20 protein-coding genes are annotated in these 22,722 nt (G+C 45.7%); 15 read left to right on the forward strand and 5 right to left on the reverse strand.

Annotation, left to right across the window (positions count from 1 at the left end; genetic code table 11):
- Positions 1-543: hypothetical protein (locus K5Q99_RS15305; protein WP_220777348.1), on the reverse strand; the 543-nt coding region annotated here is incomplete at its 3' end.
- Between the two features lie 59 nt (positions 544-602).
- Positions 603-902: a hypothetical protein gene (locus K5Q99_RS15310; RefSeq protein WP_220777349.1), complete on the reverse strand. Its 300-nt coding sequence runs from the start codon at positions 900-902 to the stop codon at positions 603-605.
- A 621-nt stretch (positions 903-1,523) separates the two neighbouring features.
- On the opposite strand from K5Q99_RS15310, the gene K5Q99_RS15315 reads away from it, so the two are divergent.
- Complete coding sequence (locus tag K5Q99_RS15315) at positions 1,524-2,498, forward strand: DUF1852 domain-containing protein (RefSeq protein WP_106651230.1); 975 nt, start codon at positions 1,524-1,526, stop codon at positions 2,496-2,498.
- Positions 2,499-2,579: 81 nt separating this feature from the next.
- Complete coding sequence (locus K5Q99_RS15320; RefSeq protein WP_106651229.1) at positions 2,580-3,644, forward strand: methionine synthase; 1,065 nt, start codon at positions 2,580-2,582, stop codon at positions 3,642-3,644.
- Between the two features lie 219 nt (positions 3,645-3,863).
- Here K5Q99_RS15320 and K5Q99_RS15325 read toward each other — a convergent pair whose 3' ends face one another.
- Complete coding sequence (locus K5Q99_RS15325; protein ID WP_220777350.1) at positions 3,864-5,570, reverse strand: amidase; 1,707 nt, start codon at positions 5,568-5,570, stop codon at positions 3,864-3,866.
- Positions 5,571-5,643: 73 nt separating this feature from the next.
- A complete protein-coding gene (gene aguA, locus K5Q99_RS15330; protein ID WP_220777351.1) occupies positions 5,644-6,756 on the reverse strand; it encodes an agmatine deiminase in 1,113 nt (370 codons plus the stop codon).
- 508 nt (positions 6,757-7,264) lie between these two features.
- Here aguA and mazG point away from each other — a divergent pair.
- From mazG to rpoS, 11 genes are all read left to right on the forward strand, one after another.
- Positions 7,265-8,188 carry a nucleoside triphosphate pyrophosphohydrolase gene (gene mazG, locus K5Q99_RS15335; protein ID WP_220777352.1) on the forward strand — a complete coding sequence of 308 codons (924 nt, stop codon included), beginning with the start codon at positions 7,265-7,267 and terminating at the stop codon, positions 8,186-8,188.
- Positions 8,189-8,304: 116 nt separating this feature from the next.
- Positions 8,305-9,942: a CTP synthase gene (gene pyrG / locus K5Q99_RS15340; protein ID WP_106651225.1), complete on the forward strand. Its 1,638-nt coding sequence runs from the start codon at positions 8,305-8,307 to the stop codon at positions 9,940-9,942.
- Between the two features lie 230 nt (positions 9,943-10,172).
- Positions 10,173-11,468 carry a phosphopyruvate hydratase gene (eno, locus tag K5Q99_RS15345; protein WP_220777353.1) on the forward strand — a complete coding sequence of 432 codons (1,296 nt, stop codon included), beginning with the start codon at positions 10,173-10,175 and terminating at the stop codon, positions 11,466-11,468.
- A 99-nt stretch (positions 11,469-11,567) separates the two neighbouring features.
- On the forward strand, positions 11,568-11,867 hold the full coding sequence (gene ftsB / locus K5Q99_RS15350) for a cell division protein FtsB (protein ID WP_106651866.1): 300 nt from the start codon (positions 11,568-11,570) through the stop codon (positions 11,865-11,867).
- Between the two features lie 12 nt (positions 11,868-11,879).
- A complete protein-coding gene (gene ispD / locus K5Q99_RS15355) occupies positions 11,880-12,671 on the forward strand; it encodes a 2-C-methyl-D-erythritol 4-phosphate cytidylyltransferase (RefSeq protein WP_220590841.1) in 792 nt (263 codons plus the stop codon).
- Positions 12,672-12,708: 37 nt separating this feature from the next.
- Positions 12,709-13,194, forward strand: a complete 486-nt coding sequence (gene ispF / locus K5Q99_RS15360) for a 2-C-methyl-D-erythritol 2,4-cyclodiphosphate synthase (protein WP_106651222.1) — start codon at positions 12,709-12,711, stop codon at positions 13,192-13,194.
- Positions 13,195-13,214: 20 nt separating this feature from the next.
- Positions 13,215-14,339: a tRNA pseudouridine(13) synthase TruD gene (truD, locus tag K5Q99_RS15365; protein WP_220777354.1), complete on the forward strand. Its 1,125-nt coding sequence runs from the start codon at positions 13,215-13,217 to the stop codon at positions 14,337-14,339.
- Positions 14,336-15,085 (forward strand): 5'/3'-nucleotidase SurE, encoded by a 750-nt coding sequence (surE, locus tag K5Q99_RS15370; RefSeq protein ID WP_106651220.1) that lies wholly within the window; start codon positions 14,336-14,338, stop codon positions 15,083-15,085. The genes truD and surE overlap by 4 nt, the downstream gene beginning before the upstream one ends.
- A complete protein-coding gene (locus tag K5Q99_RS15375) occupies positions 15,082-15,717 on the forward strand; it encodes a protein-L-isoaspartate(D-aspartate) O-methyltransferase (protein ID WP_220777355.1) in 636 nt (211 codons plus the stop codon). The genes surE and K5Q99_RS15375 overlap by 4 nt, the downstream gene beginning before the upstream one ends.
- A 100-nt stretch (positions 15,718-15,817) precedes the next feature.
- Positions 15,818-16,714 (forward strand): peptidoglycan DD-metalloendopeptidase family protein, encoded by an 897-nt coding sequence (locus K5Q99_RS15380; protein ID WP_220777356.1) that lies wholly within the window; start codon positions 15,818-15,820, stop codon positions 16,712-16,714.
- A gap of 80 nt (positions 16,715-16,794) precedes the next feature.
- Complete coding sequence (rpoS, locus tag K5Q99_RS15385; protein WP_106651218.1) at positions 16,795-17,775, forward strand: RNA polymerase sigma factor RpoS; 981 nt, start codon at positions 16,795-16,797, stop codon at positions 17,773-17,775.
- Between the two features lie 177 nt (positions 17,776-17,952).
- Here rpoS and mutS read toward each other — a convergent pair whose 3' ends face one another.
- Positions 17,953-20,523 (reverse strand): DNA mismatch repair protein MutS, encoded by a 2,571-nt coding sequence (mutS, locus tag K5Q99_RS15390; RefSeq protein WP_220777357.1) that lies wholly within the window; start codon positions 20,521-20,523, stop codon positions 17,953-17,955.
- 402 nt (positions 20,524-20,925) lie between these two features.
- Here mutS and recA point away from each other — a divergent pair, with 402 nt between their 5' ends.
- A complete protein-coding gene (recA, locus tag K5Q99_RS15395) occupies positions 20,926-21,993 on the forward strand; it encodes a recombinase RecA (protein WP_106651216.1) in 1,068 nt (355 codons plus the stop codon).
- 17 nt (positions 21,994-22,010) lie between these two features.
- Positions 22,011-22,481 carry a regulatory protein RecX gene (locus K5Q99_RS15400; RefSeq protein ID WP_371824964.1) on the forward strand — a complete coding sequence of 157 codons (471 nt, stop codon included), beginning with the start codon at positions 22,011-22,013 and terminating at the stop codon, positions 22,479-22,481.
- Positions 22,482-22,722 lie beyond the last annotated feature (241 nt).

The raw sequence follows: 22,722 nt of genomic DNA on the forward strand, positions 1-22,722 counted from the left end.
GTGTTGATGAAAACATTTCCAAAATGAATAAAGTCCCTTCTTCTCTTGTTTTGGTGATGGCCAAAAGCCTAAATAAAAATTATTAGTTTCATAAGTATTTGATTTTAATATGGACTCCGCATATTCAAGACGACCTGCTATATATTTATTAATGCCTCCGGTAGTCGTTTGGTTTAGGCCGTTAAGGTATAGCTTTACGTCAGAGTTGATGTGTAAGATTTTCGCAAAATCTTCGTCAAAAGATTTTTTACTTGTATTACTTTCTGACTCTAAGGCAAATGCTATTTTTTGTATGAAGGAGTTTTTTGTTTTTACAATGCAGCAATCTAGTAGCCATTCACCAGGTTTCTTTACGAAATAATCATCCACTTCTATGGTTTTTAATGCGTGCTCTGCATCAAAAATAGTTTGGTGTATGGACTTAGAAACCTCATGAACAAAAATTGTTGATATGAGTTGATTGGATATTGTTTCCTGTTTGTGGAATTTTTCCTTCGCGTTATAGAAGCCAACGTTTATAGCTTGTAATAATTTTTGGTCCATCGTTGTCTCGGTATTTTGGAAAGAGCTTAATGCGAAAAAATTTGGCCATCCATTTTAGATCAACAACATAATGCACTTTCGGTTTGTCTACAACTTATACGAACTAAAATGGGGTAAATGAGAGTCATCAAAAGTTGAAGGGCTAAAGCTAAGGCATAAAATTGAGCTAATTCATTAAAAAATGGTGTATTTGGCACTGGGCCAAAAGGCGTCATCCAACCAAATCTAAAACTTGGATAGCCCTTAAATACTTCGTCAATCGAAAAGGCCGGTGGCAATTTCACGGTTGGCAGAAGCTCTTGGGGATGGATTGTCAGTTCAATCTCTTCCAAATAGCCAAAGTGCCTATCGAGAGACATGTGAAAATCCGAAGTTCAGCAACCCCATTTGACCCTCAATACCAAGAATACTTGGCGAAGAGAAAGTCCAAAAGGCTAGCTCGCAACTATTGGAATGAACCTGCTCTGACTGCTTTATAAGTTGTTGGGTATCAAACGATGCTTTTGTGGAGGCTTGAGCCGTATGCAGTGAAAGTTGCACGTACGGTTCTTAGGGAGACGGCACTTGGTAACAAGTGTCGTCCACCCGACAAATATGTGCAACCTGTAATATTACGACCTGTCTCTATTGGGAAACTAACTCGAAAACATATTGCTGCTCCTGCTTTTCAGCTTTCCCAATCCCAAGTTCTGGTTAATCCACAACGCCATGCTAATTGATCATGAATATGGCTCATGTTGTATGTGAAATAAAACCGTTTTTGTTCATGTGCCGAACCACGTATAAATGACCCCAAGCGAAATATTAGACAAGCTTGAAGTTGCACCCTAGCTAAGCCATCAGGACTTAAGTCATCGGCACTTAAGGTAAATAGAACCTCAGACAGAACACGAATGATGTCTATCAGAGTCCGGTCTAGAAGCGAGAAGCGCAGGGCATAAACTCAGGTTTGAAATCAGACAATGGGATACTGGATCACTATGAATAAGCATTTTACATTTACGATTAACAGCATTTGTCTTGATGAAAATTATCATCCCTCAGACAAGACGCGTATCACCACCAACTTTGCTAATTTGGCCAGAGGCAGTCATCGCCAAGCCAACTTACGCAATGCGTTAAAGATGATTGATAACAGTTTTAATGCCTTAGCGCACTGGGATAACCCTAAAGGCGATCGTTATAGCGTCGAGCTGGAAATCATCTCAGTTAATCTGGATATTGACGGCAGTGGTCAAACTTTTCCATCGATTGAAGTTTTGAAAACCAATATTGTTGATCATAAAACCAATAAACGTATTGAAGGCATTGTCGGTAATAACTTTTCATCTTATGTACGCGATTATGACTTTAGCGTATTACTGGCAGAACATAATAAGGGCCAAGCCAAATTTAGTATTCCAGATGATTTTGGTCGTCTACATGGCAAGCTATTTCAGTCTTTTGTTAATTCTGATGCTTACAAACAGAATTTTAATAAGCCACCTGTTATCTGTCTCAGTGTGTCGGATAATAAAACCTACCATAGAATTGAGAATCAGCATCCCGTATTAGGGGTTGAATATCAGCCAAATGAATCGTCTTTAACTGAGCAATATTTCAAAAAAATGGGCTTACAGGTGCGCTATTTTATGCCGCCCAATAGTGTGGCGCCGTTAGCTTTTTATTTCTTTGGTGATTTACTCAATGATTACACCCATCTTGAGTTGATAAGCACCATCAGCACTATGGGAACTTTTCAAAAAATCTATCGCCCTGAGATTTATAACGCCAATGCTGTTGCAGGGAAATGCTATCAACCCAATTTGAAAAACTTGGATCATTCACTGACTCAAATTGTTTATGACCGAGCAGAACGCAGTCAGCTGGCGAATGAGCAAGGCAAGTTTGCAGCGGAGCACTTTATCAAGCCCTACCAAACGTTTTTTGAACAATGGTCTGCTAATTCCGTTTAGTCGCTTTGCGTTTAATCACTTTTCTTCGCAGAACGGCTTTAAAGCCACGTCCAATAATTAATTCAATACGGCATCATTATCATGACAACAAGACTTAATAAAAACCTGATTAACAACGGACTGCTACCAACTTCAACTGCGGGCAGTTTGCCTAAACCTTTATGGCTTGCAGAGCCTGAAACACTTTGGTCTCCATGGAAATTGCAAGGAGAGGAATTAATTACAGGTAAGCACGATGCACTGCGTTTGTCATTACAGGATCAACTACACGCAGGGATTGATATTGTCAGTGATGGCGAGCAAACGCGGCAGCATTTTGTCACTACGTTTATTGAGCACCTCAACGGCGTTGATTTTTCAAAACGTAAAACCGTGAAAATTCGTGATCGCTATGATGCAAGTGTGCCCACGGTTGTCGGCCCAGTGAGCCGCCAAAAGTCGGTGTTTGTTGAGGATGCCAAATTTTTACGCAAGCAAACCACGCAACGGATTAAATGGGCGCTGCCTGGCCCAATGACCATGATAGATACGCTTTATGATGACCATTATAAAAGTCGCGAAAAGCTTGCGTGGGAATTTGCCAAAATTCTTAATGAGGAAGCCAAAGAATTAGAAGCGGCCGGTGTTGATATTATCCAATTTGACGAGCCTGCTTTTAATGTGTTTTTTGATGAGGTAAACGATTGGGGAATTGCCTGTTTAGAAAGAGCCATTGAAGGCCTTAAATGCGAAACGGCGGTACATATTTGTTATGGCTACGGCATTAAAGCCAATACAGATTGGAAAAAAACTTTAGGCTCAGAGTGGCGTCAATATGAAGAAGTGTTTCCTAAACTGCAAAAATCGAATATCGATATTATCTCGCTTGAATGTCACAACTCCCATGTGCCAATGGAGCTACTTGAACTCATTCGCGGTAAGAAAGTCATGGTCGGCGCGATTGATGTTGCCACCGACACGATTGAAACTGCAGAGGAAGTGGCTGACACTCTACGAAAAGCCCTCAAATTTGTTGATGCCGACAAGCTCTATCCTTGTACCAACTGCGGCATGACGCCTTTATCCCATCAAGTCGCAAGAGGGAAACTCAATGCCTTGAGTGCAGGCGCAGAGATCATCAGAAAAGAACTCTTGGCGTTAAGATAAGACGCGTTAAGTGTTGCTGTATGTTTTACAGCAGTATGTCTTATAGCGGCATAAGTCTAGCTTTGTTGAAAGGGTATCGACGTCGGTATTAAAAAAACGGGATTGGCAAATAGATGCCAATCCCGTTTTCATTTCTAAGCTAATGCATTTAGTGCTTACGGTTAGTGCTTACATTTAGTGCTTACATTTAGTGCTTAGGTTTATACATTGTCTTGGCGCTTATTCACCAAGCACTGGCGTGCGCGGAGGGAGCATGCGCTTGCTGCCTGTTGCCTCGAATGCACCTGCAAACTTAAGCAGGTTATTGTCGTCATAGGCACGGCCCGCGAAGGTTAACCCCACTGGCATACCAATATCGGCCATCACGCCCATAGGCACAGTCACAGTCGGCACGCCTAAGTGACGAATTGCTAGGTTACCGTTAGCGACCCAAACCCCGTTGCTCCAAGCGATATCGGCTGAGGCCGGATTCACATGGGCATCGGCGGGGCCGACATCGGCCACGGTAGGAAACAGCACGGCATCAAGCTTAAGCCCGTCCATCCAGTCTTCGAGATCCAGCTTACGGGTCTTCTCTAAGCCACGCAGACCATCGGGAATACTGTTGATCTGATCGAAGGATTTAAGGCCACGCTTAGCCATGTTGACATACTCTTCCATGCCAGCCGCTAAATCACCCTCACGGTTTGGCAAGGTGCCGAGGTCATGGGGGAATATCAAATGTCCCACCACATCTTCAAGCTTGTTGAGTTTAGGGTCGTTGTTCGCCCGCAGGAATTCATCGAATGCCCAACCCGAGAGTTCCCATAATTCATCATGGAGGAATTGTGGTGTCACTATGCCACGGTTAAACACGGTCGGCGCGCCAGGGCGGTCGCCTTCGCAATTTGACACCAGCGGAAAATCGACTTCAATCACTTCCGCACCAGCGGCTTCTAGGGCTTTACGCGCCGCTTCCCATAAATCGATAACCGATTGGCGAGTATGGATGCGTTGTCCCGTTGGCCCACCGATACCTGGGTTTTCGCTGGTTCCCGCGAGCTCATCTTTGTTGATGTACATGCGTGGTACGCCAAAACGCTTACCCTTAAGGGTGTCGGCGCTAGCGGCGAGCGCCAGATAGGATTCTGGGCGAACGCTAGTAGCTTTAGGGATTTGAACCCAAGGTTGCAGGCGCCAGAGGTCGCCACGGGTGATAGGATCATCGGCCACAATCACATCGAGCACTTCGAGCATATCCGCCATAGTGCGGGTATAAGGCACGACCACATCCATGGTTGGGGTTAATGGCCAGTTGCCGCGCACCGAAATGACGCCGCGAGACGGTGTATAGGCACATAAACCATTATTGGACGCAGGGCCACGGCCACTCGACCAAGTTTCTTCGGCAAGACCGAAAGCCGAATAACTTGCCGCTGTGCCCGTGCCCGCCCCATTAGAAGAGCCCGAAGCGAATGGGGCAGTAAGATATTCAGCATTGTATGGGCTTTCAGCGCGGCCATAGTGACCACGCTGCATACCGCCATTGGCCATAGGTGGCATATTGGTTTTGCCTAGGCAAATAGCACCCGCAGCGCGTAGGCGCTCGACGGCGAAGGCATCGTACTGGGCCACTAAATCCTTAAAGGCTGGGCTGCCAGACGCCGCCGTCAGTCCCTTCACTAAATAGCTGTCCTTAGCGGTATACGTAATACCATCGAGCGGGCTTAAGGTTTCGCCACGGGCACGACGCGCGTCCGACGCCTCGGCTTCTTTGAGCGCATCGGGATTGTGAACCACTAACGCATTCAACTTAGTCTCAGTGGCAGGACCATCGTAAGCCGCCACTCGAGCCAAATAGGATTTCACCAACTCAACCGCAGTCGTGCGGCCGGATTCGAGTGCTTCACGCTGCTCGGCAATAGAAACTTCAGTGACTTCAAACATCTTACGCCCTCCCGCTGAAAGCTAATTGTGGTGTAATAACAGTGACATCAATCGTCATGCTGTTCTCCTTGGGTTACTTTCCAGCAGGGATTTGCTGAGTAATACAATGGATATTGCCGCCACCTAATAAAATCTCACGGGCTGGCACACCCACAATCTCATGCTCTGGGAAGATTTCCTGCAGTTTTTGGGCGGCGATATCATCGGTTGCAGGATCAAGCAACGGGAACACGATGCGATTATTGGTGATTAAAAAGTTCACATAAGAACCCGCTAAACGCTCACCCGCCGTGCGTGGCACGCCAGTGCCTTCTGTCACGCCCAGTGATTCCTCTTCGGTGCAATACAGCGGCCCCGGTTGTGGCAACAGATGGATTTTTAACTTACGGCCTTGTGCATCCACGGTATTTTGCAGCACATCTAGCGCAGCTTTTGAGCGAGGATACTGGGGATCGGTTTCATCATCAGTCCAGTGTAAAATCACTTCGCCTGGGCGAGCAAAACAGCACATGTTGTCGATATGACCATCGGTCTCATCCATATACACGCCATCTTGCAACCAGATAAACTGCTTAACATTCAAATAGTCACGCAGTAAGTCTTCAATCTGTTCTTTCGTCAGATCTGGGTTGCGGTTGGCGTTGAGTAAACATTCGGCACTCGTCATACAGGTGCCTTCACCGTCAACATGGATAGAACCCCCTTCGAGGATCAGCGGCGCGCTGTAACGGGCAAACCCATGTTGCTTAAGCATTTGCTGTGCAACTTGTTCGTCCTTATCCCATGGGAAGTACAAACCACCGTTATGGCCGCCCCAAGCGTTAAAGCCCCAGTCAACGCCACGGCATTCGCCATTATCATTCACAACTACGGTTGGCCCAGTGTCACGCGCCCAGCAATCGTTACTGTCCATTTCAACCAAAGTGACGTGCGATGGCATCACTTTTTGAGCTTCAGCTAAAAAGGCTTTAGGTACACCCATATACACGGGCGTCGCGCCACCAATGGCATCGGCCACTTTAGCAAAGGTCGCTTGAGCATAAGCGCCTGCAGAGCGCCAGTTATCAGGACGATATGGCCAAATCATCCATACGGCTTGCTGCGCCGCCCATTCGGCGGGCATATAAAAACCATCTTGAGATGGCTTAGTCGTTAACGGCGTGGTATCCACAGTCGCGTTTGTCATGAATTTTGTCTCCAGTAATGCTTAAAAACGATAAGGGTGTGCGTCCTAACATCGGACGACAGAATCGAAATATATCTAACATCAATCAAATGAATAAATTGAAGGACCGCATTTATCATGTGCATAGTTTGGCCGAAATTGTCAGGTCTTCACTCGGTGAGTTTTAGCTTCATTGAAATATTGCTGCGTATCTTATCATTTAAGATGGCTTGCGCTAAATACTTGTATGCAGGACATAGATGAGAATTTTTAGGGGAGGAAGCTTGTCAATTTATTGCTCACGAGATGAATGAATTACGAAATGGAGCGAATACTCTTTAGTTAAAATAAGTCTTAGTTGAAATACAGCACTAAAATCTGATCTCAGCATCAAAATAGCGCTTTTATTTTACCTAGCTTATCATCATCGCTTTATTGTAGCCTTTTGCTAAAAAACACTGCGGAGGCGTATTTTTTGTTCTTTCTCAATATTCGCCCGTTGCAGTATTTATCTTTAAAGGATATCAGCATGACTTCCCACACGGCGCCATTAACCTCATTTTCTACTGAACCTTCTATCACTGAAATTTCTACAACGGAACCTTCTACTACGGGATTTTCTATAACAGATGTTGAGCCGCTGCTTAACATTATGGAAAAACTGCGCGACCCACAAACAGGTTGCCCGTGGGACAAAGCGCAAACCTTTCAAACTATAGTGCCTTTTACTTTAGAGGAAGCCTATGAAGTTGCCGATACCATAGAGCGTTTAGCCTGGGATGAGTTACCCGATGAACTGGGGGATTTATTATTTCAAATCGTATTCTATTGTCAGCTTGGTAAAGAGCTGGGGTTGTTTGATTTTGCTACTGTGATTGAGAAAATCAGCGACAAGTTGACCCGCCGTCATCCCCATGTGTTTGGTGAGCAAAATCCGCAAATAGGCGATAGCGCCCAAGCGATGAAAGCCAATTGGGAGGCGATTAAAGCGACTGAACGCGAACAAAAGGCGCAGCAAGTGGCGGGTGAAACCCAAGCTGATACTGTGGTTTCTGCGTTAGACAATATTCCGCTTACCCAACCCGCGCTGTCGCGCTCAATCAAAATTCAGCAAAGAGTAGCGCGAGTTGGGTTTGATTGGGCAGAGCTTGAACCCGTGGTCGCAAAAATTCACGAAGAAATCGATGAAGTCTTGCATGAAGTGAATCAACCCGAGCAAGACCAAGCGAAAGTGCAGTCCGAAATGGGCGACTTGCTATTTGCCGTAGTGAATCTAGCTCGTCATCTTAAGGTTGATCCAGAGCAAGCGCTGCGCCAAGCTAACCTTAAATTTGAACGGCGTTTTCGCGGCGTTGAGCAGTTAGCAAATGACAGCGGTAAAAGTATGCAAGAGCACACATTAATGGAGCTTGATGCCTACTGGGACCAAGTAAAAGCGACAGAGACGAGATAAACGGCAAATTATCCCGATTGGTGTTTGTCGAATCGCGCCGCCTTTGGTATACTACTGCCCCGTCCTAGTGCTTTCTTACAAGCACGTATTTTCAAACTCATTTTCTCAGGTTCAGCATGACTACAAGGTATATCTTCGTTACTGGTGGCGTGGTTTCATCACTAGGTAAAGGCATTGCAGCAGCATCATTAGCTGCAATTTTAGAGGCCCGCGGTCTCAATGTAACCATCATGAAACTGGACCCTTACATTAACGTTGATCCGGGTACCATGAGCCCAACCCAACATGGCGAAGTATTTGTTACTGAAGACGGTGCAGAAACAGATCTCGACTTGGGTCACTACGAGCGTTTCATCCGTACTAAGATGAATCGTCGTAACAACTTCACTACCGGTCGTATTTACGAAGAAGTATTACGTAAAGAACGTCGTGGTGATTATTTGGGCGCAACCATTCAGGTTATCCCACACATCACTAATGCGATTAAAGAAAAAGTATTAGCCGGTGGCGAAGGCCATGATGTGGCTATCGTCGAAATTGGCGGTACTGTGGGTGATATCGAATCTTTGCCGTTCCTAGAGTCTATCCGTCAGCTCGGTGTTGAGCTGGGTCGTGATCGTACTCTGTTCATGCATTTAACCTTAGTGCCTTTCTTAGGCGCGGCTGGCGAAGTGAAAACTAAGCCAACTCAACACTCTGTGAAAGAACTGCGTTCTATCGGTATTGCACCAGATGTGCTGGTTTGCCGTGGTGATCGTGCGATTCCTGCGAATGAAAAAGCCAAAATTTCGCTGTTCTGTAACGTCGAAGAGCGTGCGGTTATTTCATTAAAAGATGTTGATAGTATTTATAAAATCCCAGCTTTGTTACGTTCGCAAGGTTTGGATGACTTAGTAGTTAAGCGTTTCGGCTTAGAATGCCGCGAAGCGGATCTGTCTGAGTGGGAAAATGTGATTTATCAAGAAGCTAATCCAAACGGCGAAGTCGTTATTGGTATGGTGGGTAAATACATCGAACTGCCAGATGCCTATAAGTCAGTTAACGAAGCATTAAAACACGCTGGCCTTAAAAACCGCGTATCAGTGACCATCAAGTACATTGACTCACAAACCGTAGAAGCCAAAGGCGAAGAAGTCTTACAGGGCTTAGACGGTATCTTAGTACCAGGCGGTTTTGGCGAGCGTGGTGTTGAAGGTAAGATACTGGCGGCAAAATTTGCCCGTGAAAACAATCTACCTTATTTTGGTATTTGTTTAGGTATGCAAGTTGCCCTGATTGAATTTGCGCGTAATGTTGCCGGCATGGCTGATGCACATTCAACTGAATTCAATAAAGAAACACCATTCCCAGTCGTGGGTTTGATCACTGAATGGATTGACGAAGAAGGTAACGTCGAGCAGCGCCATGAAGCGTCTGACTTAGGTGGCACTATGCGTTTAGGCGCTCAATTGTGTCATTTACTCGATGGTTCGAAAGCGGCCCAAGCCTACAAAGGGACTAGCTGTGTAGAACGTCACCGTCATCGTTACGAAGTGAACAACAAATACAGAGAGCGTTTAGAACAAGCTGGCATGATCTTCAGCGGTTTGTCTTCTGATCGTAAGCTGGTGGAAATGATCGAATTAAAAGATCATCCATGGTTTGTAGCAGGTCAATTCCATCCTGAATTCACCTCAACTCCACGCGATGGTCACCCATTGTTCGAAGGGTTTATTGCTGCGGCAAGTGCGCATCAAAAACGTGATCTGAAGTAAGAATATTTGAGGCCGGACCCGCGACAGTGGGGCCGGCCTTTTGCTACACTCATCGCTACTTGAAACATAAGAACTTAATACCTCTGGGTATAAACAGCATGCGTATCAGTTGCATCTGTATGGACGCAAACCGTAAATGGAATTTTGTTATTTTCTGCGGTATGTGACTTCCATTTATTCCCATAGGTATTGGTTTTTTCTTTTATCTTTAAACTTAAATCGAGGGTGTTATGGCTAAGATTATTAACGTGATTGGTCGCGAGATTATGGATTCTCGTGGTAACCCAACTGTTGAAGCCGAAGTGCATTTAGAAGGTGGTTTTGTCGGTATGGCTGCGGCACCTTCTGGCGCATCGACCGGTAGCCGCGAAGCGTTAGAATTACGTGATGGCGATAAGAGCCGTTATTTAGGCAAAGGCGTATTAACGGCTGTTGCTAACGTAAACGGCGTCATCCGCGCTTCATTATTAGGCAAAGATGCCACTGCACAAGCTGAGCTTGATCAAATCATGATCGACTTAGATGGCACAGAAAACAAAGACAAGTTAGGCGCAAACGCGATTCTGGCTGTGTCTTTAGCGGCTGCTAAAGCAGCAGCAGCATCTAAAGGTATTCCTTTATACGCGCACATCGCTGAATTAAACGGTACACCAGGCCAATATTCTATGCCTGTGCCTATGATGAACATCTTAAACGGTGGCGAGCACGCGGATAACAACGTTGATATCCAAGAGTTTATGGTGCAACCCGTTGGCGCGAAAACCTTCCGTGAAGCACTGCGCATGGGCGCTGAAATTTTCCATACTCTGAAAAAAGTATTGCACGACAAAGGTCTCAGCACTTCTGTGGGTGACGAAGGTGGTTTTGCACCTAACTTAGCCTCAAACGCTGATGCGTTAGCTGTTATTAAAGAAGCGGTTGAATTGGCTGGTTATAAGTTAGGTACGGATGTGACCTTAGCGCTAGATTGCGCTGCATCTGAATTCTACAAAGACGGCAAATACGATTTAGCGGGCGAAGGCAAAGTATTCGACTCGAACGGTTTCTCTGATTTCTTAAAATCATTGGCTGATCAATACCCAATCGTGTCTATCGAAGACGGCTTAGACGAGTCAGATTGGGATGGTTGGGCTTATCAAACTCAAATCATGGGTGACAAGATCCAATTAGTGGGCGACGATTTATTCGTTACTAACACTAAAATCTTAACTCGTGGTATTGAAAACGGTATTGCTAACTCAATCCTTATCAAGTTCAACCAAATCGGTTCATTGACTGAGACTTTAGCGGCCATTCGCATGGCGAAAGAAGCCGGCTACACAGCGGTGATTTCACACCGTAGTGGTGAAACTGAAGATTCAACTATTGCTGACTTAGCCGTAGGTACTGCTGCTGGCCAAATCAAAACCGGTTCACTGTGTCGTTCTGACCGTGTTGCTAAATACAACCAATTGCTGCGCATCGAAGAGCAATTAGGTGAAAAAGCGCCATACCGTGGTTTGAAAGAGATCAAAGGTCAGGCGTAATTTAAACTTTGATGTAAAAAGGCCACCACTTGGTGGCCTTTTTTGTTGTACTATCTGCTGTATATTTTTTTAATCCAAGATACTGACGCTAATTCCTCCATGAAATTTTTTGTCATTGCACTCATAGTGCTACTCGGTTTGCTGCAATTTCGTCTTTGGTCGGGAGATAATAGTCTTCCTGAATATTTCGTCCTGCAAAAACAAATTGCGGTGCAGCAAGAAGGTAACGCCAAACTCAATGAGCGTAACCAAGTGCTGAAGGAAGAAATCATCGATTTGAAAAGTGGTACCGAAGCCATAGAAGAACGTGCGCGTAACGAACTTGGCATGGTCAAAGAAGGTGAAACCTTCTATCGCGTCGTGGGTGGTGATCGCTCAGTATCGAGTCCATCCCAGTAATATGGAGTTAGGATGTCAGAGCTAGGACATTTAGATCTTGGATTAAGCGAACAATCCAATCCAGGCAGTCAATCTGAGCCGGTAATGCAAACTGAATTGCAGCGCCAAGCTGAGCATAGCACTCAAGCTGTGGTGGCTATCGTTCCCGCTGCGGGCATTGGTAGTCGCATGGGCGCCGACAGACCTAAACAATATCTTGAAGTGTGCGGCCAGAGTATTCTCGGCCATACTTTAGATAAGCTGTTGTCTCACCCGCACATTTCCCACGTCATCGTTGCCTTACATCCGAATGATACTATCTTCAATACCCTGCCACAGGCCGCACATCCTAAATTGACCACAGTATTAGGTGGCGGTGAGCGCGCAGATTCTGTGTTGGCGGCGCTGCAAATTGCGCCCGAGCACAGTTGGGCCTTAGTGCATGATGCGGCAAGACCTTGTTTAACCGCGACGGATATCGACAAGCTACTCGCATCCAGAGTGCAATTTCCCCAAGGCGCTATTTTGGCCATGCCAGTGCGCGATACCATGAAGCGCGCCAATAAACAGGGTGAAATCAGTGCCACTGTCTGCCGCGATAATTTATGGCATGCATTGACGCCGCAGTTATTTCAGGCCGCGCAACTCAAAGATTACCTCAATGCCGCTCTGGCGGCAGGTGCGGTAGTTACAGATGAGGCTTCGGCGATGGAATGGGCGGGCATTTCACCCGGACTTGTTTCGGGCCGTGCTGACAATATAAAAGTGACGCACCCCGATGATTTGGGATTGGCCGAACTGTTTTTAATGCGTGCCGCAAAATAGTCATAATCAAAGTAAAATAATACGTTAGGAATATTAAATGAAAATCCGTATCGGCCATGGTTTCGATGTGCATAAATTTGGCGAAACACGCCCGTTAATTTTGTGTGGTGTGGAAGTGCCCTATGAAACAGGTCTCGTTGCTCACTCCGATGGTGATGTGGTATTGCATGCGATTTCCGATGCTATCCTCGGTGCGCTAGCGCTGGGCGATATAGGTAAACATTTCCCCGACACAGATACCGCCTATAAAGGTGCCGATAGCCGCGTATTGTTACGTCATTGCTATGCTTTAGCGAGGGCAAAAGGCTTTGTGCTAGGGAATCTTGACGTCACTATCATAGCGCAAGCCCCTAAAATGGCGCCGCACATTGAGGCAATGCGCCAGATATTGGCCGCCGATTTAACCGCGGAACTTGACGATATTAATGTCAAAGCGACCACGACAGAAAAGCTAGGATTTACCGGGCGTAAAGAAGGTATTGCGGTAGAAGCCGTGGTATTGATGACCCGTAAACACGATTAACTTAAGAGTAAAAAAGTCCCATGAGCGAATTACATTATCTGTATGGCAAGCCTTTAGGTACAGCAGATCTAAGAACCCACAATAGCGATTTTATCGTGAAAGAGATTTTGCCTTTTAGCCCTACGGGTGAAGGTGAACATCACATGCTGCATGTACGCAAAGAAGGGCTAAATACAGTACAAGTCGCTGAAATGATCGCTAAGTTCGCTAAGGTGCATCCAAAGGAAGTGACCTACGCTGGGCAAAAAGATAAAAATGCCATCACAGAACAATGGTTCGGTGTGCGTATTCCGGGCAAAGAAACGCCTACTTGGAAAGATCTCAATAGTGAGCGCTTGACTATATTGTCGAGCAGCCGTCACAGCAAAAAACTGCGAATTGGTGCTTTAGTCGGTAACCGTTTTATTCTTACCCTTAGAAATGTCACCCAAGTCGAAGACATTATCAGCCGCATCGAAAAGGTCGCTCAAGTGGGCGTGCCCAATTACTTTGGTGAGCAACGCTTTGGTCACGATGGTAAAAACTTAGTATTTGGTCGCCAAATGATGGCGGGTAAAAAAGTCAAAGATAGAAATAAGCGCAGCATGTACCTGTCTGCGGTGCGCTCAAATCTGTTTAACACTGTGGTGTCATACCGTTTAGCCAACCATGGCACTAAGCCGCTAGCAGGTGATTGTGTGATGTTGGCGGGCAGTAAAAGCTTCTTTGTTACGCCTGAATGGGATCTCATCGTGTTGAAACGTCTGATTGAAAAAGACATTCAACTGTCAGCACCTTTATGGGGCCGTGGCATGATGCTACCCCAAGGTGAAGCTGCAGCAGTGGAAACCTTGGCCATGAGTGAATTGGCCGACGATTGCTATGGCCTTGAACATGCGGGATTAGAACAAGAGCGTCGTCCGTTACTGCTTGAGCCCCAAGGTCTGAAATACGAACAAACCGCCGATGGTCTTGTGCTGGAGTTTGTGCTGCCTGCGGGTAGTTTTGCGACATCTTTATTAAGAGAGTTAGTCAATTATCAAGATGTTAAAGAGCAGCAATGGCAAGCGACACTAGTGCAAGAGCCTGCGCTCGAGGTAACGAATACCCACGTCGCAGCAGAGACTAACCCTGAAGCTGCGCCTAACACTGAAGCAGAGTCATGATCCGCATTTTAGTGAGTAACGATGACGGGGTTAATGCGCCGGGGATCAAAGCCTTAACCGAGGCGTTGACCGAAATTGCGACTGTATTAACAGTAGGGCCTGATCGCAACTGCTCCGGCGCGAGTAATTCATTAACCTTGACTAATCCATTAAGAATTAATAGGTTAGATAACGGTTACATTTCAGTTCACGGTACACCGACCGATTGTGTGCATTTGGCTATCCGAGAATTGTACGATGGTGAACCCGATATGGTGGTGTCTGGCATCAATGCGGGCGCGAACATGGGCGATGATACCTTGTATTCAGGGACGGTTGCTGCCGCGATGGAAGGGCGCTTTTTAGGTTTTCCTGCGGTAGCGATTTCGCTCAATGGCCGTAAATTCGAACATTATCAATCGGCGGCGATTTATGCTCGGCGGATAGTTCAAGGTTTGTTGGCCCAGCCTCTGGCAAAGGATCAGATCTTAAATGTGAATGTGCCGGACTTGCCGCTTGAGCAAATTAAAGGCATTAAAGTGACCCGTCTCGGCGCTCGTCATAAGGCTGAAGGCATAGTACGAACCCAAGATCCCGCAGGACGCGAGATCTTCTGGCTCGGCCCACCAGGACAAGAACAGGATGCCACTGAGGGCACTGATTTTCATGCTGTCGCCAATGGCTATGTGTCAATTACGCCTTTGACGGTTGATTTAACTGCCTACGGACAACTAACGGCATTGCAAAATTGGGTAGATAAAATATGACTCGAGTTGCCTTAACATCGGCGGTGAACTTAGCTAAAAAGCTTCATGATGCGGGGATCCGTAATCAAGCCGTGTTAAAGGCGATATCGTATACGCCGCGGGAAATGTTTCTCGATAATGCGCTAGCCCATAAAGCTTATGAAAATACCGCTTTGCCGATTGGCCAAGGGCAAACTATCTCTCAGCCTTACATCGTCGCCCGTATGACCGAACTTTTACTGCATAAGATGCCCCAGCGCGTATTAGAAGTGGGTACAGGTTCGGGTTATCAGGCAGCCATTTTAGCGCAATTGGTGCCGCAGCTTTGTACTATCGAGCGAATAAAAGGCTTACAAATTCAAGCCAGACAGCGCTTAAAACGCTTAGATTTACATAATGTGTCGTTTAAATATGGCGATGGCTGGTTAGGTTGGGCGAATCGTAGTCCGTTCGATGCCATTATGGTGACCGCTGCCGCTTCAACCATACCTGAGGCCTTGTTGTCTCAGTTAGCGGAGGGCGGAGTCTTAGTCCTGCCTGTCGGCGAAGACACCCAACAATTGATGCGAATCACTCGTACAGGGGAACGTTTTAGTTCGGAAACAATTGAAACGGTTAAATTTGTCCCTTTGATCAATGGAGAGTTAGCTTAACCTTGTGTTGTGCTAGTGTCCTTACTGAATAGCTTGTTTTGCATCGAGGGCATTGTTTTTTCATCATAAACAGTAATACAGCCTCACCAAGGAGTTTTTATTGTTGAATGCGGGTTTAGTCTTAAACCTCTGCTTTATATTTCTGCTTGCAGGCTGCAGCTTTCAGGCCAGCCGACCCGCGCCCGTCGAAAACATTTCCCATAGCTACTCTAAAAACAACAAAGGCCACATTAAATCTAATTCATATAAAGTTAAGAAAGGTGACACGCTTTACTCTATTTCGTGGGGGGCTGGAAAGGATTTTTCTGAAATAGCTAAACTTAATCAATTAGATAACCCTTATACAATTTACCCCGGACAGATTTTATATTTAACGAATGCTAAGTCGAGCAGTCAGTCCAAATCTACGACTTTAGATGGAAAGAAAACGAGTTCCTCGGGTAATAATCCTAGTAAAACTGATAAAAAACAATCAGATAATCGAGTTTCTCAAACAGACGCTAAGTCAAGTAATGATCTGAAAAAAACACTTGATCAGAAAGCTAAGCCCGCGTACCTTGTAACAAGTTCCCAACAAAACGTTAACTCAATCATGGTTCCACCGACTTCGACACTACCAACCAGTGTGAGTCAGTGGGAGTGGCCAGTAAGAGGGAAGTTAATCGGGACTTACTCTGCCAATGAGCAGGGAAATAAAGGCATTAAGATCGCGGGAAATCGGGGAGATATCATCAAAGCTGCTGCAGATGGGCGGGTGGTATATGCAGGAAGTGCTCTTAGGGGTTACGGTAATTTAGTGATTATTAAACATAGTGACGATTACCTTAGTGCTTATGCTCATACGGACAAGATCTTAGTCAAAGAAAAGCAACATGTCCTCGCAGGGCAGACAGTTGCGAAAATGGGCAGTACAGGTGCCAATCGGGTAATGTTACATTTTGAAATTCGTTACCATGGACAGTCTGTAAACCCACTTACTTATTTACCCAAACAATGATTGCTTGGGGCCTTGTTGGCAAATGGAGGATAGGAAATTGCACTAATTCAGCAGTTTAATCAGGTTTGGGAGATTTAATCATGAGCCGCATAAAAAGCACTGCCGCAGAAGCACTAGTAGATTTTTCCGTAGAAACCGTTGACTTCGATCTTGAAAAAGAAGAAGTTGCATCCGACTTAGTTCAAGAGCTAGGAATAGAGCAACAGGTTCAAGATGACCTGCAAAAAAATCTTGATGCCACTCAACTTTACCTTGGTGAGATTGGTTTTTCCCCACTGCTTAGCGCAGAAGAAGAAGTTTACTTTTCCCGTAAAGCCTTAAAAGGCTGCGCAAAATCCCGTAATCGCATGATTGAAAGTAATTTACGTCTGGTCGTAAAGATTGCCCGTCGTTACAACAATCGTGGTTTAGCACTGCTTGATCTTATCGAAGAAGGCAACTTAGGTTTAATTCGTGCCGTTGAAAAGTTTGATCCAGAAAGAGGTTTCCGTTTTTCAACCTATGCGACTTGGTGGATTAGACAAACCATTGAGCGCGCCATTATGAATCAAACTCGTACGATTCGTTTGCCTATTCATGTTGTTAAAGAACTCAACGTTTACTTGCGTACCGCTCGCGAGTTAGCACAAAAACTCGATCACGAACCAACGGCAGAAGAAATTGCTGAAAAACTACAAGTGTCGAGTGCAGATGTCAGCCGTATGCTGAAGTTGAATGAGAAAATCACCTCTGTTGATACGCCTTTGGGGGGCGATAATGACAAGGCGCTACTGGATATTTTAGCCGATGACGATAACGTTGGCCCTGACTATAAAGTGCAAGATGAAGATATTTCTAATTCAGTGGTTAAATGGCTCAATGAGTTAAACACTAAACAAAGAGAAGTGTTAGCCCGCCGTTTTGGTCTGTTAGGTTATGAACCTTCTACACTCGAAGATGTGGGGGCTGAAATCGGTTTAACCCGTGAACGTGTTCGTCAAATCCAAGTGGAAGCATTAAAACGCTTACGTGATTTATTGGGTTCTCAAGGTTTATCTGTTGAAGCGTTATTTCGAAACTAATAAATTAGAAACTAATGATTTAGAAGCTAATATAAATTGTTCGTTGATCTTAATGCCTAGCTCCTAGCTAAGGTCTAGTCGATAAAAGTAAAACGCCCACTCAAGAGTGGGCGTTGTTGTTTCTAGTCATTTGTTACTGATCATATTGTTTAGCGAATATCACCCACTCGCAGAGCTTTAGCTCAGACGTTTCAGCTCATAGAGCAAATCAAGTGCCTGTTTTGGCGTTAAGTTATCGGGATTAATATTACTTAACTTAGTCAAGGCCGGATTTTCAATTGGTTCAGGTAACGCGAGTAAGCTTTGAATAGGCGTCCTCGTTCCTTCAGCTTGATGATCGCGGCTTTCTAATTGCTGCAACTTATGCTTAGCGGCTTTAATTACCTTATTTGGCACACCGGCAAGTGCCGCAACTTGTAAACCGTAGCTTTTACTGGCGGCGCCTTCTTGTACCGCATGCATAAAGGCGATGGTATCATCGTGCTCTATGGCATCAAGGTGCACATTGTAAACACCTGCCATTAATTCAGGTAACTGAGTTAGTTCAAAATAATGGGTGGCGAATAGGGTCATAGCGCCGACTTGCTGGGCTAAATACTCTGCCGCCGACCAAGCAAGCGATAAACCATCATAGGTGGATGTGCCGCGGCCGATTTCATCCATTAACACTAAGCTACTGGCGGTGGCGTTGTGTAGAATGTTGGCGGTTTCTGTCATTTCGACCATAAAGGTTGAGCGGCCAGAGGCCAGATCGTCAGAGGCGCCAATACGGGTAAATATGCGATCGATAGGGCCGATCAGTGCGCGATCTGCTGGTACGAAACAGCCAATGTGGGCCATCAGCGTGATCAAAGCGACTTGACGCATGTAAGTCGATTTACCGCCCATGTTGGGTCCGGTGACAATCAACATACGTCTTTGATTGTGCAAGGTCACTGGGTTAGCGATAAACGGTGTTTGACTCACACGCTCCACCACGGGGTGGCGACCAGCCTCTATCTGTACGCCGATATCTTGGCTCAGCTCTGGGCAAGTGTAACCTAAGGTTTCGGCGCGCTCGGCAAAGTTACTCAACACATCAAGCTCAGCTGCCGCACGAGCAAAAGCTTGTAATTCATGCAACTTAGGTAGAATAAGATCGAACAACTGTTCCCATAACTGCTTTTCGAGTGCCAGCGCTTTACCTTGGCTCGAGAGCACTTTTTCTTCGTACTCCTTAAGTTCGGGCGTGATATAACGCTCCATATTCTTAAGGGTTTGACGTCGTTGGTAATTGAGTGGCACTTGCGAGGATTGCAAGCGGCTCACTTCGATGTAATAGCCGTGTACACGGTTATAGCCGACTTTAAGGGTGTTAATACCAGTACGTTCTTTTTCTCTGGCTTCGAGTTGTACTAAGTAATCGCTTGCACCTTCGCTCAGACCGCGCCATTCATCTAATTCGCTGTTGTAGCCTTCACGGATCACTCCGCCATCGCGGATAAGCATAGGTGGATTATCGACTATCGCGCGCTCAAGCAGGGCTTGTTCAACGGGGAACTCACCTAAGTATTGACGTAATTGAGTCGTGTGCGGCGCGCTTAGGGTACTTAAACTCTGTTGTAATTCAGGTAGTAAGCCCAGCGCTTGACGTAAACGGGCAAAGTCCCTAGGTCGAGCGGTACGCAGCGCGAGTCTTGCCATGATACGCTCAATATCGCCAAGTGCCTTTAATTGCTCATGCAAACCTTCGTGGGCGGCAGTATCTAGCAGTTCAGTCACCGCCTGTTGGCGTGCTTTGATGTGTTTTGGATCTCGCAGCGGCTGATGGATCCAGCGTTGCAACATGCGGCTGCCCATAGGGGTTGCCGTGTTATCCAATACTGCGGCTAAGGTATTATCGCGACCTCCGGCAAGGTTTTGAGTGAGTTCTAAATTACGGCGAGTTGCCGCATCGAGCACTATGCTATCGGTTTGATTAAAGCGGGTAATAGCATTGATGTGGGGCAGGGCAGTGCGCTGAGTGTCTTTGACATATTGCATCAAACACCCCGCAGCCTGCAGTGATAAACGCGCATCTGCAATACCAAAACCATGCAAGTCTTTCGTGCCAAACTGGGCTAGTAGTAACTTAATGCTAGTATCGTAATCAAATTCCCACTCGGGGCGACGGCGTTTGCCTTTAAAACCGTTTAGCAGAGCAAGTTCACCAAAGTCTTCACTGTAGAGAATTTCAACAGGATTAGTGCGTTGCAATTCAGCTTCTAATGACTCTCGCGTCTCGAGTTCGGCAATCACAAAACGTCCAGATGAAACATCTAGAGTGGCATAACCAAAACCGACTTTACCTTGATAAACTGCGGCCAACAGATTGTCTTGGCGTTCCTGTAGCAGGGCTTCATCGGTTAAGGTGCCAGGCGTGACGATACGCACCACTTTACGTTCAACAGGCCCTTTAGAGGTTGCGGGGTCGCCAATTTGTTCGCATATTGCAACGGATTGACCAATTTGAACTAATTTCGCTAGATAGCCTTCCACTGCATGGTAAGGCAGTCCTGCCATCGGAATAGGATCGCCACCACTTTTACCGCGTGCCGTAAGTGAAATGCCTAACAGCTCAGAAGCACGTTTAGCATCGTCATAAAACAACTCGTAGAAGTCACCCATGCGATAAAACAGCAACATGTCATGATGTTCTGCTTTCATGGTCAAGTACTGACGCATCATAGGAGTATGTTTTTCTAAATCATCGGTATCAATTACATTCATTAAATCGTTATCGTCCGTTGTGACTGCCTAAAGGCGATACAGTTTGTGTGGTTACAGGGGATTAAGCGCTAGAGAAGCAGAAGACTGCTATACAATTTTCAGCCAAAAAGACCACGCAAAATTTGCTGCGCCAATCTTAGCAATAATTTACCGAAAATTGAGCCCTTGATGACGGATATTCGTCAAAGGGATGCGATATCAGATTTGATATTCGCTAAAACCTTGGCCATATTAAAAATCCCATGAGCTAAAAATAATTCAGTCACAGGTCTTGATACTGTATGATTGTACAGTATACTAGTCAGCAGAATTAAGACGAAAAGCGCGGCTTTTTGAATTACCCGTTTGTAAATTGAATATTACTTTTGACAGCTTAAGGCATGTCTTGATGAGGGAACTGGAATGAAGGTCGATCCAAATAAAGAGAAAGCACTTGCTGCGGTATTGAGCCAAATTGAGAAGCAATTTGGTAAAGGCTCCATCATGAAGCTGGGCGAAGATCGCTCTATGGATGTTGAGACCATTTCTACCGGTTCTCTGTCTCTGGACGTTGCTTTAGGTGCTGGCGGTTTGCCAATGGGTCGTATCGTTGAGATCTATGGTCCTGAATCATCAGGTAAAACGACACTGACTTTAGAAGTCATTGCCGCAGCGCAACGTGAAGGCAAAACCTGTGCCTTTATCGATGCCGAGCATGCACTTGACCCTATCTATGCTAAAAAATTGGGTGTAGATATTGATAACCTGCTGTGTTCACAACCGGATACTGGCGAGCAAGCGCTTGAGATTTGTGATGCATTAACGCGCTCAGGCGCAGTTGACGTTATCGTAGTCGACTCAGTGGCAGCATTAACGCCTAAAGCTGAAATCGAAGGCGAAATTGGTGATTCTCACATGGGCTTAGCGGCACGTATGATGAGCCAAGCCATGCGTAAACTTGCAGGTAACTTGAAGCAATCTAACACTTTGCTTATCTTCATCAACCAAATCCGGATGAAGATTGGTGTGATGTTCGGTAACCCTGAAACCACAACCGGCGGCAACGCACTGAAGTTCTATGCTTCTGTCCGTTTAGACATTCGCCGTACTGGTGCCATTAAAGACGGCGATGAAGTTGTCGGTAACGAAACTCGTGTTAAAGTGGTGAAAAACAAGGTTGCAGCACCGTTCAAACAAGCCGAATTCCAAATCCTTTATGGCCAAGGCATTAACCGTACTGGTGAGTTAGTTGACTTAGGTGTAGCGCATAAGTTGATTGAAAAAGCGGGCGCTTGGTACAGCTATAAAGGCGATAAAATCGGCCAAGGCCGTGCCAATGCGGGTAAATATCTGACTGAAAATCCAGCGATTGCCGCTGAAATTGACAAGACATTACGTGAATTATTGTTAAGCAATCCAAGTGCACTTGCGGCATCGGATACTGATAGCACGGAAGATAATGTTGATTTAGAAACAGGCGAAGTATTCTGAGTCAGTCAGCCCGTCAAATCGCGGTCGCGCTGTTAGCGCGCCGCGATTATTCCCGCTTACAAATCCGCGATAAATTGCTCGAGAAAGGCTTCGACCTTAACGATATCGAACCTGTACTCGACGCTTGTGAATCCTCCGGTTTTATCAATGATAATCGCTATGCTGAATTATTGGTGCGTAGCCACATTAGTCGAGGGCACGGTGCTATCCGTATCCGCCAAGCGATAGCGCAAAAAGGCTTGTCTAAAGATTGTATTGAAGCGGCGATAACCAATAGTGATTGTGACTGGTTTGAGCTAGCAAAAGATAAAGCCACCAAAAAATATGGTGTTCCCCGCGTAACAGAAGTGAAGGGCTCTAAAGCTCGGGATCTTATCGCGAAGGAAAAGGCCAAACGAGTGCGCTTTTTAATGGGCCAAGGCTTTAGCTACGATCAAATCACTTACGCATTAGATTCAGATCCCAATGATCTCGACGACGATGTTTAACCGCCATAATTCATCGATTTCGATTAAACCTTAAGACTGCAAAGCTCCTTTAAATATCACTCAATAGGCTTAGTACAATTAGGTTTGATATCGAGTTAAATTCACTCGACACTGGCCTTAATCGCGCAAAATTCATATCCTCATCAATTACCCTTTACCCTTTCCATTTTGACTCTAGCCACTCTTACGTGGGCTTTAACGCACTTTATGCAGTGTTGGTTATTCTTAACTTAGCCCACTA

The organism is Shewanella hafniensis, assembly GCF_019655335.1.
GTDB lineage: Bacteria > Pseudomonadota > Gammaproteobacteria > Enterobacterales > Shewanellaceae > Shewanella > Shewanella hafniensis.